Raw genomic sequence first — 16,343 nt, 5'->3', positions numbered from 1 at the left:
GTTTCAAAGTTACATGTACACTGATTAGTCTTTATTAAATATTAGTATACGCTATTACTTCCCTATTATGGTCCATGTAGCCCACCCATTTCCGATTTTAACAAGGCATGCAACTATTTTAGTAATCATCTTTTTATTTTTAACAGTTGCATTCATTATTAGTGATTTATTTTTCAGTTCTCCAATAAGACAATATTATTAAGATATTATCTAGTTTCGTAAAATGATATTTTTCAGTTATTATGTTGAGTTACAACTCCCATTATCTGTGCTAATTTAAATAATATAAACGATTACTTAATTATCGGACGGAGGCACAATCATGGATCAAAAACTTTGGAAAGAATATCCCATCTTATTTGGTGGGGACTATAACCCGGAACAGTGGCCCGAAGATTCTTGGGAACGGGACCTAACCATGCTGGAACGAGCTAACGTTAATTCAGCAACCATCAACGTTTTTTCGTGGGCCCTCTTGGAGCCTAAGGAAGGGACGTACGATTTCAGCATGCTGGATAAGATCGTTAACCTGTTGAATCAGCATCATTTTAAAATCGTCATGGCAACGTCGACCGCCGCGCTGCCCGCGTGGATGGCTAAAAAATACCCGGACGTTAACCGAGTCGACACTCACGGCATTCGTCAGGGCTTTGGGAAACGGCATAACGCTTGCCCTAACAGCCCCAACTTTCAACGGTTAGCCAGGGGCTTGGTTGAGCAGCTCGTCAAACGCTACGCTGGCAACCCTAATATCGTTTGTTGGCACATTTCTAACGAGTACGGCGGTCAGTGTTACTGTGACAACTGCGCACGGGCTTTCCGGGAATGGCTTAAGAAACGCTACACCTCGTTAGCCGAATTAAACGACGCCTGGGACGCCAACATGTGGAGCCACACTTTCAACGATTGGGACGAGATTGTTCCCCCGGATCAGCACACCGACGAATTTGAAAACGGCGGTGCAACTTTGGGCGGAGCTTCCTTAGACTACCGTCGTTTCCAATCGGACAGCTTACTGGCCAATTTCAAGATGGAAAAGGACCTTATTCGGGCGGCCGACGCAACCACGCCAATCACTACCAACTTCATGGGAACCCAAAAAGACCTTGACTACTTCAAGTGGGCTAAGGAAATGGACGTCGTTTCTTGGGACAACTACCCGAGTTTCGATACCCCGGCTTCCTTTACTGCGATGAGTCACGATTTGATGTACGGACTTAAGCACGCACCGTTCATGCTGATGGAACAGACTCCTAGCCAACAAAACTGGCAGCCGTATAACGCCTTAAAGGACCCCGGCGAATTCCGGATGCTCAGTTTTCAGGCCATGGCACATGGCGCCGATACCGTCCAAGTCTTTCAGTTGCGCCAAGCCCGTAACGGTTGCGAATCCCTGCACGGTGCGATTATCTCGCACGCAGATTCCACGGAAACCCGCGTCTTTAAAGAAGCCGGCCAAATTGGCGCCGACCTACAAAAGCTTCCCGCCGACTTGCTGGCCAGTCAAAAACACGCCCAAGTCGCAATCATCTTTGACTGGAACAGTTTTTGGGCACTCGACTTCGCACTCGGTCCCAACGTTCGCTTGCAGTACGTTGAGCAGGTCCACGCTTATTACCAATACTTCTACGACCACAACGTTGCCGTCGATATGATCTCGGTCGACGATGATTTTAACAACTACCAAGCGGTGATCGCCCCGGTCCTCTTCATGTTCAAACACGGTCTAGCTGACAAGGTCAACGCTTACGTTCACGCGGGCGGTAACTTCATCACTAACGCCATGAGTACGACCGTTGACGAACACGACAACGTGTATCAGGGGGGCTACTTCAAACAAATCGAACCCACCCTCGGGTTATGGTCTGAAGAATGGGACGTTTTGCCACCCGTCAGCACCTGCCAAGTTGAGTTTAACGACCAGTCAACGGCTAAGGCCAACACCGTCTGCAGCCTAGTCCACCTTGGGAGTGCCCAACCCCTGGCCAGCTACGAGACTGATAAGTTCTACGACGCGACGCCGGCCATTACGCAAAATACGTACGGTAAGGGCCACGGCTTCTTCGTCGGCACTTACTTGGATCAAACGGGCATGCAATTATTAGGTGACCGACTCGTTGACCTGATTGGCCTTGAAACGACTTACCAACCTACAGCCGACAGTCAGGGCATTGAACTGACCACCCGCCAGTCTGCAAGTAACCGCTACGACTTTTTAATCAACACCACGGCTGATACCCGGACTTACCATTACGAAGCACAGCCGTACGCAAAGGACCTGCTAACCGGCAAAGCCGTTAACAGCGGCTTGTTAACACTGAAACCGTACGCCGCATTGATCATTCAATCCAACTTATAAAACTGAAACTAAAATAAGGGACCCGGAAAAATCCGGGTCCCTTATTTTAGTTTCAGTTTATTTAATCAGCGCGTCGATAAGCCATCAATGCCGCTGACATCCCCTTGGTTTGGGGATAAACTTGGCGGTAAACTTGATCAACTTGCTGGTACGCGGCGACGTGGGCCGCGATTGGTTCGTAGACCTTACCGTAGTGGACAAAGGTTTGCGCACAGGCTTCCATTGAGTCAAACCAACCCAGGCCGGTAGCTGCAATCATTGCCGCACCCATTCCGGGGCCCTGCTCATTTTCTAGGCTCACAACTGGGTGGTTAAAAATGTCCGCCTGAATTTGAAGCCACAGGGGGCTCTTAGCTCCGCCCCCAATCGCAACGACCGTCTTGAACTGACTGCCGTGTTGCTCGTAGATCTGCATAAGGTCCTTAAATGAAAAGATAATGCCTTCCAAAACGGCTCGGACAAAATCGTAACGCTGGTGCGTCCCGTCAATTCCAATAAAACTTCCGCGGATGTCGGCGTCGGCGTACGGGGCCCGTTCACCCACGATGTACGGTGTGAAAATCAGCCCGTTCGCACCAACCGTCGATTGTCCGGCACTTTCCACCATCGTTTTAAAATCAACGTCCGGCGCAAAGGTCTTTTTAAACCAACTCAATGAGTAGCCGGCCGCCAGGGTCACGCCCATTGAATAATACTTATCCGGAAAGGCGTGGTCCTCAAACTGTAACACCCCGTGATAATTCGTATTCGGGTTATCCTCGTACTTTAAAACCACCCCGGACGTGCCGATACTGGCCATCACCTTATCTTCAGACAGAATCCCGGCACCGACCGCGCCGGCCGCGTTATCCGCGGCACCACCATAGACCTTAGTCGTCAGACTTAACCCGGCCGCCCGCGCATACTTCGGCGTTAAGTTCCCCGCAAAATCGACCGACTTCATCAATGGCGGGCAAAGCCGTTGGGGAATGCCGAGTTGCTCACAAATGGTTTGGCTCCACTGACCAGTTTTAACGTCGAGTAAGACCGTCCCGGTCGCGTCGGAATAGTCCATGGCCAACTGACCGGTCATCCGGTAACGGACGTAGTCTTTCGGTAAAACGAAGCACGCGGCCTTCGCCCAAATTTCAGGTTCATTTTCTTTTACCCATAACAGTTTGGGCAGCGTAAAGCCTTCCAGCGGACGGTTACCCGTAATTTCAATAAATTTATCGCCTAGGACCCGTTCAATTTCGTGGCACTGCGGCGTGGTCCGGGTATCGTTCCACAGGATAGCGGGTCGTAACACTTGGCCGGCGGCGTCCAGTAGAACTAACCCGTGCATTTGCCCGGAATAGCTGATACCCTGAACGTCATCGGGATTCAAGTGGTCATTGCTGATCAACTGCTGAATGGCCTGGGTGACTCCGGTAACCCAGTCTTCGGGCCGCTGTTCACTGTAACCCGGTTGGGGTTGTTGTAGGTCGTAACCAACACTTTGTTCCGCAACTACGGTACCGGACTGGTCCACGGCTAACACCTTAACGGCACTGGTTCCCAGGTCGACCCCTAATACTACTGCACTCATATTTCCACCCACTTTTCTTTTTAAAAAGGACCCGGGACAAGCGTCTCAGGCCCTACTACTCTCACTCTCAAATTGTCATCAATATTTTTAAAACTAATTATTTGCTTAACGTATCAATAATGTAGTGGTTGATCGTATCCTTGATTTCTTCAAGGTGATCAGAACTAGTTGCGGCTAATAATTCGGATTGCGGCTTGTCGATCGCGTACTTTTCAAGCGACTTGAAGTCAGCCTTGCCACTTTCGATATCGGCACCAACCCCGCTCTTGTAAGAAGCGTAGCGTTCGTCCAGAATATCTTGTAAGAAGCCGTCTTCCTTCATCTTCATAGCAACCCGTAGGCCGGCAGCAAAGCTGTCCATCCCAACGATGTGGCCGTAGAATAAGTCGTTTGGTTCAAAGGACGTCCGCCGTGGCTTTGCGTCAAAGTTCAACCCACCGCGAGGGCCGATTCCACCGTTTTCAACGACTTCGTACATCGCAGCGGTCGTTTCGTACAAGTTAGAAGGATATTCATCAATGTCCCAGCCAATCAACTTATCACCCTGGTTGGCATCCAACGAACCGAGCATGCCGGCTTCGCGGGCTACCCGAATTTCGTGTTGGTAAGTGTGCCCAGCTAAGTTTGCGTGGTTGCCTTCCAAGTTTAACTTGAAGTCTTTATCCAGACCGTAAGTCTTCATGAAGGCAATCGTCGTGGCAGCGTCAAAGTCGTATTGGTGAGTTGACGGTTCCTTAGGTTTTGGTTCGAGTAACATTTGAGCGTCAAAACCAATTTCGTTTGCGTAATCCTTAGCCATGTGGAAGAACTTAGCAGCGTGTTCCTGTTCTTCCTGCATGTTAGTGTTCCAAAGTGATTCGTAACCTTCACGACCACCCCAGAAAACGTAATTTTCAGCACCCACGCGCTTCCCAATTTCCAAACTGTGCTTTAATTGAGCGGCGGCGTAAGCAAAGATATCCGCAGATGGTGAAGTTGCGGCCCCTTCTACAAAGCGAGGGTTAGTGAACATGTTTGACGTGTTCCAAAGTACCTTCATCCCGGTCGTTTTTTGGTATTCAACGATTCGGTCAACGACCTTGTCCAAGTTTTTATTGGTTTCACGTAACGTGTCACCTTCCGGAGCGAGGTCGCGGTCGTGGAAGCAAAGGTAATCAACACCTAATTTATCGTAAAATTCAAAGGCGGCGTCAACTTTCGCTAAGGCTAAGTCCATTGGATCGGTAATGTGATCGTACGGACGTTGCGCGGTTCCGTCACCAAATGGGTCAACCAAGCGTTGATCAAACGTGTGCCAGTAAGCCACCGCAAAGCGGAGCCAGTCCCGCATCTTTTTCCCGCCGATTACTTCATCAGGATTGTAATATTGAAAGCCTAAACCAGATTTTTTATCTTGATGGCCGACGTATTGAATCTTGTCGACGCCTTTCCAATAACTCGTTTTTGTTTGCATTTTAATATCCCTCCACGTTAGTTTGTTCCAACAACCAACTTACAAATATCATTATAAAACTTAGCGACTTAAATGCAAGCGCTTTCTAAAATTATTTTGATTTTCTTTTTCCAGCGAAAAATCACCACAAAAAAGCCAAATGACGTGATAATCTAAGTCATTCAGCCGTTCGTTATTCACTTATTTAATTAGTTATCCCGGGTTCACTAACGCGGCTCGTCCGTAAAATTAATCCTGTTGAAACCGTAATTCGTAACCGTCCAACGCCAAAACGTGGTGGGTAATTAGTGAACACCCGCCCAATAACGTGGCGTACCGGGTTCGAGAAATCAAGTTGATTGGGAACTCCGTTTGTGCAATGTCTTGATAATCGCCCTTAATTTCGTCCATTAATTCGGGCAAGCCGGCAATCAAGGGTGAATTAATAAATACGGCCTGAGGATCCAACATGGTCACCACGTTGAAAATCAAGCCGGCAACGACGCTGCAAGCCTGGCGTAAAATGCGCTCAGTGTCGCGGTCGCCGTCCCTAAATAGCCGACTAATGGCTTCCCGGTCTAAATTATCCACCTGTTTAGCATTCTCAATCCGCGTAATCAGGGCGTCTTCGGAACACAGTGACTCAACGGACTGGCCCGCCGTGTTGGGACCGAGTAGCGTTAAGGACTTCCCGATTTCACCGCCACGCCCATTTTCACCCCGTGAGAGTTGCTGGTTCAAGATGATCCCGGCACCGATCCCCCGGTGAATGCTAAACGTCACGAAGCTGCGGTACGGTTGATCCGTACTAAAATCCCGAGCATAGATGGCGGATAAATTGGCTTCGTTTTCCAAAAGGACCGGTACCTGGTACTGGTCCCCAAAAACTTTGACTAAGTTAACGTCCTGCATGTCGAGCCACGGGGAAGCAATCACTTGGTTATCCTTAATCGTCCCGTGAATCGAAAAACAGATGCCGAGTAGGCCGTTAACGGTCCGGACTTCGGAAGCAATTTTGGCAAGAAAGGCCTGACACTTGGTCACCATCACCGTGATTGGCTGGTTAACGATGTCGATCCGCTGATACTCGATCACCGTCGTATCAGCATAGTTGGCGGTCGCGTGCAAATGGCGGTACCCGAGATCAAACGTGACCGTGTAGCCGTAATTCTGGTTAAGGGTCACCATGGTGGGTTTCCGGCCACCAACGTTCGACGCCGCCCCCTGACCAATTTCCGTCAACAGGTGCTGGTCCATCAGCGTGTTGTAAAGCGCCGAAATGGTGGATTTATGCAACGCAAGTTCGTGCGAGATCTCGATCCGCGACGTTGCCGGATGGTTAATAATTTGTTGTAAAACTAATTTTAAATTTAAATCGTGGAGTTGATCCCGATTCAGACTACGCTGTTCCATACCCATGACCTCACCTTTTATCTTCTACAAACATCATATGTATACAAAGACGGCTTGTCCACATTTTTTGTCAACAAGTCGTCTGAAAACTGCTTATTTACAAGGTAATTGCTGCTTGCCCGTTAATTAACTTCGTCGACGCCGTTCCGTCATTTTCATGAACGTAAACCGTAACGTCACCACTAACACCCTTAGTTGTTACCGTAACTTGGGGGCCGTTGCGGTGGGCCGTAACGGTCGCAACGTCGTTTCCGTGACCATCAACGATTGCCGTGGAAACTTCACCGTCTTTTAATTGATACAGGTGAATCGCCACGTCTTTCGTGTAGTCGTAAGCCGCGTGAACCGCTTTTTCATTCCGAACTAAAATGGAATTTTCACGGACCAGTACCGGTAAACTCAACTCATCAAAGTGTTCGTTGAGCCACTGCCCAGTTGCCGGCGCGTCGTAAACCTTACCGTCTAAGATACTAGTCCACTTGCCACCCGGCAGGTAGAAATGAGCCTGGCCGCGATCGTTAAAGATTGGCGCGACTAACAGCTGGGAACCAAACATGTACTGGGTCCCGTTGTCGTAAACGTTAGGATCTTCCCCGAATTCCAAGAACATTGGCCGCATTAACGGGTTACCATAATGGGCACCGTGTGCCGCCTGCGTGTAGAGGTACGGCATTAAGGAAAGCTTCAAATCAACGAAACGCTTCGTGTTGGCGACCGCTTCATCATCAAAGTTCCACGGAACCCGGTAAACGTTACTGCCGTGGTAGCGGCTGTGCGAAGACAACAGTCCAAACTGGGTCCAGCGCTTGTAAAGGTCCGGCGTTGGTCGGTCGGCGCCGTCTTCAAAGCCCCCGATATCGTGACTCCAAAAACCGAAGCCGGAAAGGAGGAATGATAACCCGCCGCGTAACGTGTCCCGCATGGAGTTGTAGTTGGATAGGCAGTCACCGCCCCAGTGAACGGGGTATGATTGTGACCCCACCGTCGCGGAACGGGCAAAGACGACCGCCTCTTCTTGGCCCTTAACTTCGGCAATCGCATCGTATACGGCCTGGTTATACTGCAGCGTGTAGTAGTTATGCTCTTGTTGCGGATCAGAGCCGTCAAAGAACTGCACGTCGTCAACTGGGATCCGTTCACCAAAGTCGGTCTTGAAACAGTCGACTCCCATGTTCAGGAGTTCCTTTAACTTGCTCTGATACCACTTAGTCGCATCCGGATTCGTAAAATCAACGAAGCCGTTTCCAGCTTGCCAAAGGTCCCATTGCCAAACGTCACCGTTTTGACGCTTCAACAGGTAACCCTTGTCCCGGGCTTCCTTAAATAGCGGCGATTTTTGGGCAATGTACGGATTTAACCAGACGCAGACCTTGATGCCCCGGTCGTGAATTTTCTTCAGTAAGCCCGCGGGATCCGGGAACATTTCTTTATCCCAAGCCAACGTGCACCATTCAAAACCTTTTTGCCAGAAACAGTCAAAGTGGAAGACGTCGAGTGGAATGTGGTGTTCCTTCATCCCATCAATAAACTTCAACACGGTAGCTTCACTGTAGTCGGTCGTAAACGACGTACTGAGCCACAAGCCAAACGACCATGCCGGTGGTAAGTTGATGCCCCCGGTTAATTGGGTATACCGGTGTAACACTTCCTTCGGTGTTGGACCGTAAATCACGTAATACTGTAGGGATTGCCCTTCCGTACTAAATTGGACCCGGTCCACGTTTTCAGAGCCCACTTCAAAGGAGACCCGTTGGGGTTCGTCAACGAAGACACCGTAACCACGGCTGCTAATGTAAAACGGCACGTTCTTGTAGGCCTGTTCACTCCCGGTCCCGCAGTCCTGGTTCCAAGTATCGACGGATTGACCATTTTTAACGAAGTTCCCAAAGCGTTCACCTAAGCCGTAGATTTTTTCATCAATGTCCATTGAAAGCTGTTCACGCATGTAGTTGACTTTGGTATCGTGGTTAAAAATGACCCCCTGCGCCTTTTGTGCGGATTCCGTAATTAAGTTGCCGTTGGCCGTAAACTTTAAATCAAAATCCGTTTTCAACGGTAGGGAAACCTTAAGTTGGCCACTAGTCAAGGAAGCCGTTTGATCGTCAATGTGAATGTCCACGTCCGGGTCTAAGTCGTTGATCTTAAACTTTGGACCGTGATCCGCGCTATCAAAATGTTCCAATTTGACCCCGATCACGTTCTCGACTGGCGAAGTAAACGTCATTGTCGTGGCCCCTAAATTCAACTGGTCGCCACGCGTCAAGACCCGCTTAAACGGTGCAAAGGTTTTTAAGGTTTTGCCTTCCCGTTGCGCATCGTACGTTTCCATCGGTGATTCAACGTCGTATTCTTCCCGATTCATCCAATAACCATTTGTAAATTTCACTAATCGCACCTTCTTTAACAGTTTTCATCAATATTATTATTTATCCGTTGCAAAAATGATTGCATTTCCGCGTTCCGCTAACTATGATTAGTAGGTAAGTTGGTTGTTTTATTCAACTAAATCAAGTTAACGCTTACATTGTACACTCAACTCCTAGCATAATTCAAACCCTTTTTATAAAAAAATGTCATAAACTTTAAAGTTAAGTATTTTGGCATTATTTTATCTTATTATTGTTAAAGCAAGCTAAATACACTATATTTCAGTTTCAATATCAGGTATTTTTTACTACTTTTGCTTAATTACAAGACTGGTTTGGCATGCTAAGGTAGGGGCAAAGTGAGGCATCCACGCATGGCAAAGTTAATGGAAAAAATGCAATTAGCGCTCGACCCGGTCCTAACTAAATTCAGCAATTTGAAAGCGCTCTTAATTTTAAACATGGGACTCGGGTTCATCGGTCCACTAGTCTTAATTGGTAGTCTGTTCATTATCGTGACGCAGCTTCCGGTTGGCGGGTGGCAACGTTTGATTCAACCAGTTCTGCCGCAATTAAAAATTCCAATCAACTTAATTTTCAACTACTTTTCATTACTATTGGCCGTTAACATGAGTTTTGCAGCCACTAAGTTGAATCAGCTAAGCCCCCAAACGGGAACTAGCATCGGAATTATTGCCTATTTAATGGTTAATTTAACCCCGACCGGCCACTTATTCGTCGCGGCGTTTGGCCCCCAAAGCTTCTTCACTGCCATTATTATTCCAATACTCGCCATTGAGAGCCTACAGTGGTTGACTAACCACAATGTCAAACTTCAGCACACCGGTAACTTACCACCAGCAGTTCCCGCATCATTTCTAAGCGTTCTGCCCGCACTCGTGGTGTTACTCGTGCTGGGCTTACTACAATGGTGGTGCCCACTCCCCATCAACACGGTGATTCAACTAATCTTTGCCCCATTAATTGCCTTGTTCAACAGTTTAGCGGGCATTCTGATCGTTCTATTTTGCACCTTACTCTTGTGGGTCCTGGGAATTCATGGTAATAATGTGATTGGTGCCATTTTAAGTCCGTTTTTCTTACAATCCCTAATTACTAACGGCTTAAACGCCGTAAACGGCCACGCCGTTACCCGTATCACCGCGGATGGTTTTTTAAATTTTGGCATGAATATTGGTGGAACTGGTGCCATTTTAGCGTTGACCCTGTGTACGTTCACCGCTAAAAGTAAGCGCTTTAAGGAGCTCGGTAAAATGGGCTTATTGCCATCCACTTTCGGCATTAGCGAATCGGTCGTTTTTGGACTGCCGGTCGTCATGAACCCCACCTTAGTGATTCCGTTTATCGGAATTCCCATTATTTTACAGGGCTTAACGTACGGCTTAATGCGCGCCCACCTCATTGGGATGGTTGTGGCCCAAGTCCCGTGGACCACCCCAACGATTTTAAACGGGTTCTTAATTACCGGGGGTGACTGGCGGGCGGCGGTCTGGCAACTCGTTGAATTAATCATTGCCGTTGGCCTTTATTGGCCGTTCTTCCACGCCTATGACCGTCAGACTTGGCAGCGCGAACGGTCAGCATCCGCATCACTGAATTGATTTAGGAGGTTTTTTACGATGTCTTTACATCAAACCACGTTTTATTCAAATGAATTACAAATGAATACGACCGCCGTCGTCATTTTGCCGGAATCCAAAGTTGGCAACGACGTGCCGCTCCAAGCCGTTGACCACCGTCTGCCGGTCGTCTGGTTACTTCACGGCCTGTTTGATGATGAATCAATGTTCTTACGCTACACATCGATTGAACGCTACGCAAGCGATACGGGCTTTGCAGTTGTGATGCCGCGAGCTGAACGCAGCTTTTACACGGATATGGCCGCGGGAGGCCGTTACTGGCACTTTATTACCGAAGAACTGCCCCAGCGGATGCGCTTCTTTTACCCGCTCTCACTCGATCCCCACAAAAACTTCGTGGCCGGAGCGTCCATGGGCGGTTACGGTGCGTATAAGTGGGCGTTTACCCATCCCGACCGGTTTGCGGCGGTTGCCGCTTTGTCCGGTGTCATGGATGTGACCCAGTTTGGTCAGGATAATCCCAACTTAGTTCCCGACTGGTCGTTGATTTTTAGCCAAACTGACCTGCATGAGACTCCGGCCGATATTAACTACTTAGCCACCCACCTACCGCAAAACCAACTCCACGTCTTGCAAACGGTGGGCACCGAAGACTTTCTGTACCAAATGAACCAGGCAATCCGTCCCGTCTTAGCGACGGCCTTTAAGGAGCGCTATACTTACCTCGAAGGACCCGGTAACCACGATTTCAAGTTCTGGGATCACCAGCTCCCCACGATCATGGACTGGTTTAAAACAATTTTACTAAATAAGGAAGGTACTAAATAATGACACAAACAATTGGCTTAATTGACGTTGGTGGGACCAGCATCAAACTCGGAGCATGGGCGGACAATCAGGTCCACAACTACCCCGCCATCCCAACACCCACAACGTTAGCTGAATTTTATACCGTACTGACCAGTGCGGTTGAACGGATGAAGCAAGACTACGCCATCACCGGAGTCGGTATCAGTTCTCCGGGAGCCGTTAACAAACAAAGTGGGCAAATTGAAGGCGCCAGCGCCATTCCGTACATCCACCACTTTGACATCCATTCGGCGTTAGTCGAAAAGTTCGGTCTACCGGTGACCATTGAAAACGACGCCAACTGCGCCGCGTTAGCCGAAGTGGCCGCGGGGGCCGGTAAGGACGTGGATAACCTCATTTTCATGATCATTGGTACCGGGATCGGTGGTGCCATTATTGAACATAAGCAAGTTCAACACGGTGCCCACCTCTTTGGTGGTGAACTAGGCTACACGTTAGTTGATGATCAGCACACGTTGAGTGAACTAGGCTCACCCGTACAAGTGGGCAACCGTTACACACAACGGGTCAACGACGGCCAAACTTACACCGGTAAGGACGTCTTCACCCTGGCCGACCAGGGCAACGCCGCCGCACAAGCCGAAGTTCACACGATGTACGCCGCCCTTGCTAAGGCCATTTATAACCTACAGTATAGTTTTGATCCCGAAAAAATCGTCCTCGGGGGCGCGGTATCGAACAACCCCGAATTGATCCCCGGGGTACTCGCAGAAATTAAAAAGATTCGGGCCATCGTAAAAATCGCCCCGTTTGATCCGGTTGTGGTGCCGTGTGCCTTCACCGACGGCGCCAACCTGCGCGGCGCGGCGGTGGACTTTATGACGACTTATCCAGAAAATTAAGGTTTGCAATTCTACAGCACGTGCCACCCGCATCATTGAGTGACGCGTGCTATTATAAAATTAGTTAGATTAAGTTTGGGGGCCATTTTACCATGCGTTACAGTTTTCGTGTTACCGACCGGTCGTTACCGTTTTTCGTGGACAGTATTGGTTACGACTGGCACCAAGAAGATATCAACCGGCCCCACGGTTACCCGTACGTGCATTGGCTGCAAGGCTTATCCGGCACCGGTGAAGTAACCGTGGGTGACCACACCTTTTTACTCGGAGCGGGGCAGGGACTGCTGATCAATCAGGGCATCCCGCACGCTTACCATTCCACTGGCGGCGACTGGCAGACCGAATTTTTCACTTTTGGGGGTGCTTTAATCGCGGAAGCAACGGCCATGCTCGGCTTTCACGATTACCTACTGATCAAGGAACAAGACGACCAGGTTTTCGATTTCATTAAGGACCACCACTTAGCCATCGAGGATCCGGACCCGTTAAAAATTTATCAGTCGTCTGAACTAGTTTACAGTTTCCTACTATTATTAAAACGCCACATGATCACCAATCCGCGCAACCAGCCGATTTATCAAAACGTGATCGAACCAATTATCCAGTTAATCCACGACCGCTACAGCGAAGACTTAGAAAACAACGATTTTGCTGAGTTTTCCAATTACAGTGAACAGTACATTTTGGAAGTTTTCCGTAAGTTTGCGGGGACTTCACCGCACCAGTACTTACTACAGTACCGCATTCAAAAGGCCAAGGAACTGCTGCTTAATAATTCCAAGTACTCCGTCGAACAAGTCGGCAAGATGGTCGGCTTCAACACCAACAGCCACTTCATTTCCGTCTTTAAGCGCTTTGAGCACATTACACCCGGAAAGTTCCGGCACTTTTACTTCTAAAATAACGCCCGGATAAAGTTAGTTTAATTAACTTTATCCGGGCGTTATTTAATTCAACTATTCAAAAAAGTCATTTTCAAACCGGCTTCTTAACTTTTCCGCTAGGTATAGCCCTAGTTTTTTAGAACCCACGGCGTTTGGATGTAACCCATCCGTACGTTCAAACTGCCAATTTTGAGTATCAACATAGATAGTATTTGGTACACCTGCTATAGCCGCCTGAATTTCCGCCGCAAAGTCTCCTACGAACGGCCGTAAAACCACAATCGGCACACCTGGAACCTTTTGGCTTAGTGCCATCATAAACGTTTTAAATTCAGCTGGAAATAAGTTACGGTTAGTTCGATCGTTAGTCCCATAATTAACAATACAAATATCTGGCTGGTCACAATCTACTTGAACACCATTCATTGCAAAGTCTAAGTACTCAATCGCTTTGGGGACATCCCCGGAGCCCCCCGTGGTTACTCCGGTTGCTCCAAACGCCATTGGAATATTCGTTAACTTTAGATTTTCAGAAGCAATGTTGCCATAAGACTGAATGTAACTATTTGTTTCCGGTTCGGGATCACCATTTACATGAATCCCCGCCGTAATCGAATCTCCTAGAAACCAAGCAACTTTATTAGTCGGTTTGATTGGCCGTACCTTTTCCGCCACAATTGACCGCACTGCCAAACCCTTTCCACCATACCAAAGGTCATCCGTCTCTTTGATAGCATCAACAACTACCCTGACTTCATGCTTCCCTGGATTCAAACACTTTGATACAATGCATCGTTCCGTTGCGGGCATTTTACGGTAAACTTGATGGTCAATTGACACCGCAACAATACACATCGTTTGTAGAACTTTAAAATCAATTTCCAAATGCGTTCCTTCAAATTGAAAAAACAGGGACGATCCTTCCGTAATCGTGCTTACTACGGTCTCTTTGCCCGTACTTTGTTCAAACCACCGGCCTTGAAAATAAGCGCTAGGGACGGATTTAAAGTTTGCATTTGCCGGTTTAAAGCTAAGTCTATTTGCACAATTAAAATTATTAAAAGCATGTTCACCAAGCATAATTTAATCTCCTATATCACTAAATTAATAAAAAGCGGCATTTCGATCAACGAAATACCGCTTTCATAACTTTACAAATACGTTGTTTCAATATTAGTTTACTCAATTATGATACCAATAGGAGTGGGCCTAATAATCTTCATAATCGACACAAGCTACTAACTAGCGGAAAGGTTGGGGGTAATAACTAAAACCAACTAGTCATTGATAACAACCATTTTCTAAAGCCTATCCTTTATTAGCACCCGTCATACCTTGAACGAAGTACTTCTGCAGGAAGAGGAAGATAACGAAAATTGGAATGGTTGAAATGATAATCAAAACCATGATAATCCCGTAATCAATTGAGAAGTTCGTTGTTGCAGATAATCCTGAAATTAACAGTGGTAACGTCTTTTGGTCATCACTCTGCAAGACGATTAATGGCCACATATAATTGTTCCAGGCACCCATGAAGGAGTAAATAGCCGCAGCGGCAAACGTAGACCGTAATTGTGGTAATACAACGCTCCAGAAAATCTTAAGCTCGTTAGCACCATCAATTCGGGCAGACTCAATGGTATCAATCGGGAAAGTTTCCAAACTTTGGTGGAAGAAGAAAATCAAGAAAACAGAGAGAATGGATGGTAAAACAACCGCCCACGCATTGTTAACTAAGCCAAAGTTAGTCATCATTCGGTACAGTGGAATCATTAACACTGAAAATGGAATCATCATTGATGCGATAAAGATGGAATAAATCCAATTCTTACCACGTGAACGGTAGATTTGGAAACCATAAGCAGCCAAAGCTGAAACAATGATTGACAGTACCGTAACTAAAACCGCAATTTTTAAACTATTCCAAAAATCTTGGACCACCGCCGTTTGGGCAAACGTATGGTGCCAATTATTCATGAATTGATCACCAAACGACATTTTTCCGGCAATAATTTGACTTGAAGAGTTAGTAGATCCGATAATCATCCAAATGAACGGGAACACACTAATGAAAGAGCAGATGATAATAAATAGATATTTAAAAAATGAACTTACTTTACTAGTCATCGTTCTTCGCCACCTTCATCTGTATTAATGAGAGAATTAAGATGATAAACATCACAACGTAGGACAATGAAGCCGCGTAGCCAAAGTTTGGCACGAACTTGAAGGAAACGTTGTAAATATACATCGCAATCGTCATCGATGAGTTGTTTGGTCCACCGGCAGTAATATTCATTGGTTCATCAAATAATTGCAACGTACTGATTGTTGATTGCACAGCTGTAAATAAAATGATTGGCCGTAATGCTGGTAAAGTGATGTGTAAAAATTGTTGGACTTTGGATGCCCCATCGATTTCTGCAGCTTCGTAAATTTCCTCAGATACGTTTTGTAGTCCGGCTAAGAAGAAAATCATGTTATAACCGGTCCACCGCCATAGTAAAGCTAAAATAATAACAACCTTAGCCATTACAGGATCCGTTAACCACGGAATTGGTGCTGAGATGACGTGTAACGTATTCATCAGGAACGTATTAATTAAGCCATCACTTGAAAATAACATTTTGAATAAAACTGAGTAAGAAACTAATGACGTGACACATGGTAAGAAAATTAATAACCGCCAAAAGCCTCTAAGTTTTAGTTTCTTGGAATTCAATACAACCGCTAACACAATCGCAAAAATCAGCATAATTGGAACTTCTACGATTAAGAAAAGGAATGAATTCCCAAGTGAACTCCAGAAAACATTGTCATGAAATAACCGGACAAAGTTACCAAAGCCCACAAACGTACTACTATCCCCGGAAATTGATGAAAACACCAATTTAACAGAATTTAAAATTGGATAGAGCATGAAGACTACAAAACCGATAATTGATAGGCCGATGAACCACCAACCAATCCGATTCGTTCTCTCATTTACACCGTTCATGTTTGATACCC

At 47.0% G+C, this 16,343-nt stretch carries 12 protein-coding genes; 5 read left to right on the top strand and 7 right to left on the bottom strand.

What is annotated here, in order from left to right:
* The first annotated feature begins 322 nt into the window (after positions 1 to 322).
* Complete coding sequence (locus D1831_RS08840) at positions 323 to 2,359, top strand: beta-galactosidase (protein ID WP_125072575.1); 2,037 nt, start codon at positions 323 to 325, stop codon at positions 2,357 to 2,359.
* Positions 2,360 to 2,420: 61 nt separating this feature from the next.
* Here the strand turns inward: D1831_RS08840 and xylB are convergent, their stop codons facing one another.
* From xylB to yicI, 4 genes are all read right to left on the bottom strand, one after another.
* The gene (gene xylB / locus D1831_RS08835; RefSeq protein WP_125072574.1) at positions 2,421 to 3,926 is read right to left on the bottom strand and encodes a xylulokinase; all 1,506 of its coding nucleotides are present in this window, start codon (positions 3,924 to 3,926) and stop codon (positions 2,421 to 2,423) included.
* 97 nt (positions 3,927 to 4,023) lie between these two features.
* Complete coding sequence (gene xylA / locus D1831_RS08830) at positions 4,024 to 5,379, bottom strand: xylose isomerase (protein ID WP_125072573.1); 1,356 nt, start codon at positions 5,377 to 5,379, stop codon at positions 4,024 to 4,026.
* Between the two features lie 228 nt (positions 5,380 to 5,607).
* Positions 5,608 to 6,771, bottom strand: coding sequence for an ROK family protein (locus D1831_RS08825; protein ID WP_125072572.1), 1,164 nt, complete (start codon positions 6,769 to 6,771; stop codon positions 5,608 to 5,610).
* Between the two features lie 97 nt (positions 6,772 to 6,868).
* Positions 6,869 to 9,157 (bottom strand): alpha-xylosidase, encoded by a 2,289-nt coding sequence (gene yicI / locus D1831_RS08820; RefSeq protein ID WP_125072571.1) that lies wholly within the window; start codon positions 9,155 to 9,157, stop codon positions 6,869 to 6,871.
* Positions 9,158 to 9,511: 354 nt separating this feature from the next.
* On the opposite strand from yicI, the gene D1831_RS08815 reads away from it, so the two are divergent.
* The 4 genes from D1831_RS08815 (at position 9,512) to D1831_RS08800 (ending at position 13,349) form a co-directional block, all read left to right on the top strand.
* A complete protein-coding gene (locus tag D1831_RS08815; protein WP_125072570.1) occupies positions 9,512 to 10,759 on the top strand; it encodes a PTS sugar transporter subunit IIC in 1,248 nt (415 codons plus the stop codon).
* 18 nt (positions 10,760 to 10,777) lie between these two features.
* Positions 10,778 to 11,566, top strand: coding sequence for an alpha/beta hydrolase (locus D1831_RS08810; protein WP_125072569.1), 789 nt, complete (start codon positions 10,778 to 10,780; stop codon positions 11,564 to 11,566).
* Entirely contained in the window at positions 11,566 to 12,450 is an 885-nt protein-coding gene (locus tag D1831_RS08805; protein ID WP_125072568.1) for an ROK family protein, read from the top strand. The genes D1831_RS08810 and D1831_RS08805 overlap by 1 nt, the downstream gene beginning before the upstream one ends.
* 92 nt (positions 12,451 to 12,542) lie before the next feature.
* A complete protein-coding gene (locus tag D1831_RS08800) occupies positions 12,543 to 13,349 on the top strand; it encodes an AraC family transcriptional regulator (protein WP_125072567.1) in 807 nt (268 codons plus the stop codon).
* Between the two features lie 57 nt (positions 13,350 to 13,406).
* On the opposite strand, the gene D1831_RS08795 is transcribed toward D1831_RS08800, so the two are convergent.
* The 3 genes from D1831_RS08795 to D1831_RS08785 form a co-directional block, all read right to left on the bottom strand.
* Positions 13,407 to 14,414 carry an SGNH/GDSL hydrolase family protein gene (locus D1831_RS08795; RefSeq protein WP_125072566.1) on the bottom strand — a complete coding sequence of 336 codons (1,008 nt, stop codon included), beginning with the start codon at positions 14,412 to 14,414 and terminating at the stop codon, positions 13,407 to 13,409.
* Positions 14,415 to 14,642: 228 nt separating this feature from the next.
* Complete coding sequence (locus D1831_RS08790) at positions 14,643 to 15,461, bottom strand: carbohydrate ABC transporter permease (RefSeq protein ID WP_125072565.1); 819 nt, start codon at positions 15,459 to 15,461, stop codon at positions 14,643 to 14,645.
* Positions 15,454 to 16,332 (bottom strand): carbohydrate ABC transporter permease, encoded by an 879-nt coding sequence (locus D1831_RS08785; RefSeq protein WP_125072564.1) that lies wholly within the window; start codon positions 16,330 to 16,332, stop codon positions 15,454 to 15,456. The genes D1831_RS08790 and D1831_RS08785 overlap by 8 nt, the downstream gene beginning before the upstream one ends.
* Positions 16,333 to 16,343: the final 11 nt, after the last annotated feature.

Origin of the sequence: Lactiplantibacillus garii, from assembly GCF_003885105.1 — a bacterium.
Classification (GTDB): Bacteria; Bacillota; Bacilli; order Lactobacillales; family Lactobacillaceae; genus Lactiplantibacillus; species Lactiplantibacillus garii.
The sequence above is the reverse complement of the archived record's forward strand: the minus strand, read 5'-3'. Positions and strand labels throughout refer to the sequence as shown.

Bases quoted from the DNA above. Each gene is read 5' to 3' on its own strand.
- D1831_RS08840 (WP_125072575.1), top strand. From the start codon at position 323: ATGGATCAAAAACTTTGGAAAGAATATCCCATCTTATTTGGTGGGGAC.
- xylB (WP_125072574.1), bottom strand. From the start codon at position 3,926: ATGAGTGCAGTAGTATTAGGGGTCGACCTGGGAACCAGTGCCGTTAAG.
- xylA (WP_125072573.1), bottom strand. From the start codon at position 5,379: ATGCAAACAAAAACGAGTTATTGGAAAGGCGTCGACAAGATTCAATAC.
- D1831_RS08825 (WP_125072572.1), bottom strand. From the start codon at position 6,771: ATGGAACAGCGTAGTCTGAATCGGGATCAACTCCACGATTTAAATTTA.
- D1831_RS08815 (WP_125072570.1), top strand. From the start codon at position 9,512: ATGGCAAAGTTAATGGAAAAAATGCAATTAGCGCTCGACCCGGTCCTA.
- D1831_RS08810 (WP_125072569.1), top strand. From the start codon at position 10,778: ATGTCTTTACATCAAACCACGTTTTATTCAAATGAATTACAAATGAAT.
- D1831_RS08805 (WP_125072568.1), top strand. From the start codon at position 11,566: ATGACACAAACAATTGGCTTAATTGACGTTGGTGGGACCAGCATCAAA.
- D1831_RS08800 (WP_125072567.1), top strand. From the start codon at position 12,543: ATGCGTTACAGTTTTCGTGTTACCGACCGGTCGTTACCGTTTTTCGTG.
- D1831_RS08795 (WP_125072566.1), bottom strand. From the start codon at position 14,414: ATGCTTGGTGAACATGCTTTTAATAATTTTAATTGTGCAAATAGACTT.
- D1831_RS08790 (WP_125072565.1), bottom strand. From the start codon at position 15,461: ATGACTAGTAAAGTAAGTTCATTTTTTAAATATCTATTTATTATCATC.
- D1831_RS08785 (WP_125072564.1), bottom strand. From the start codon at position 16,332: ATGAACGGTGTAAATGAGAGAACGAATCGGATTGGTTGGTGGTTCATC.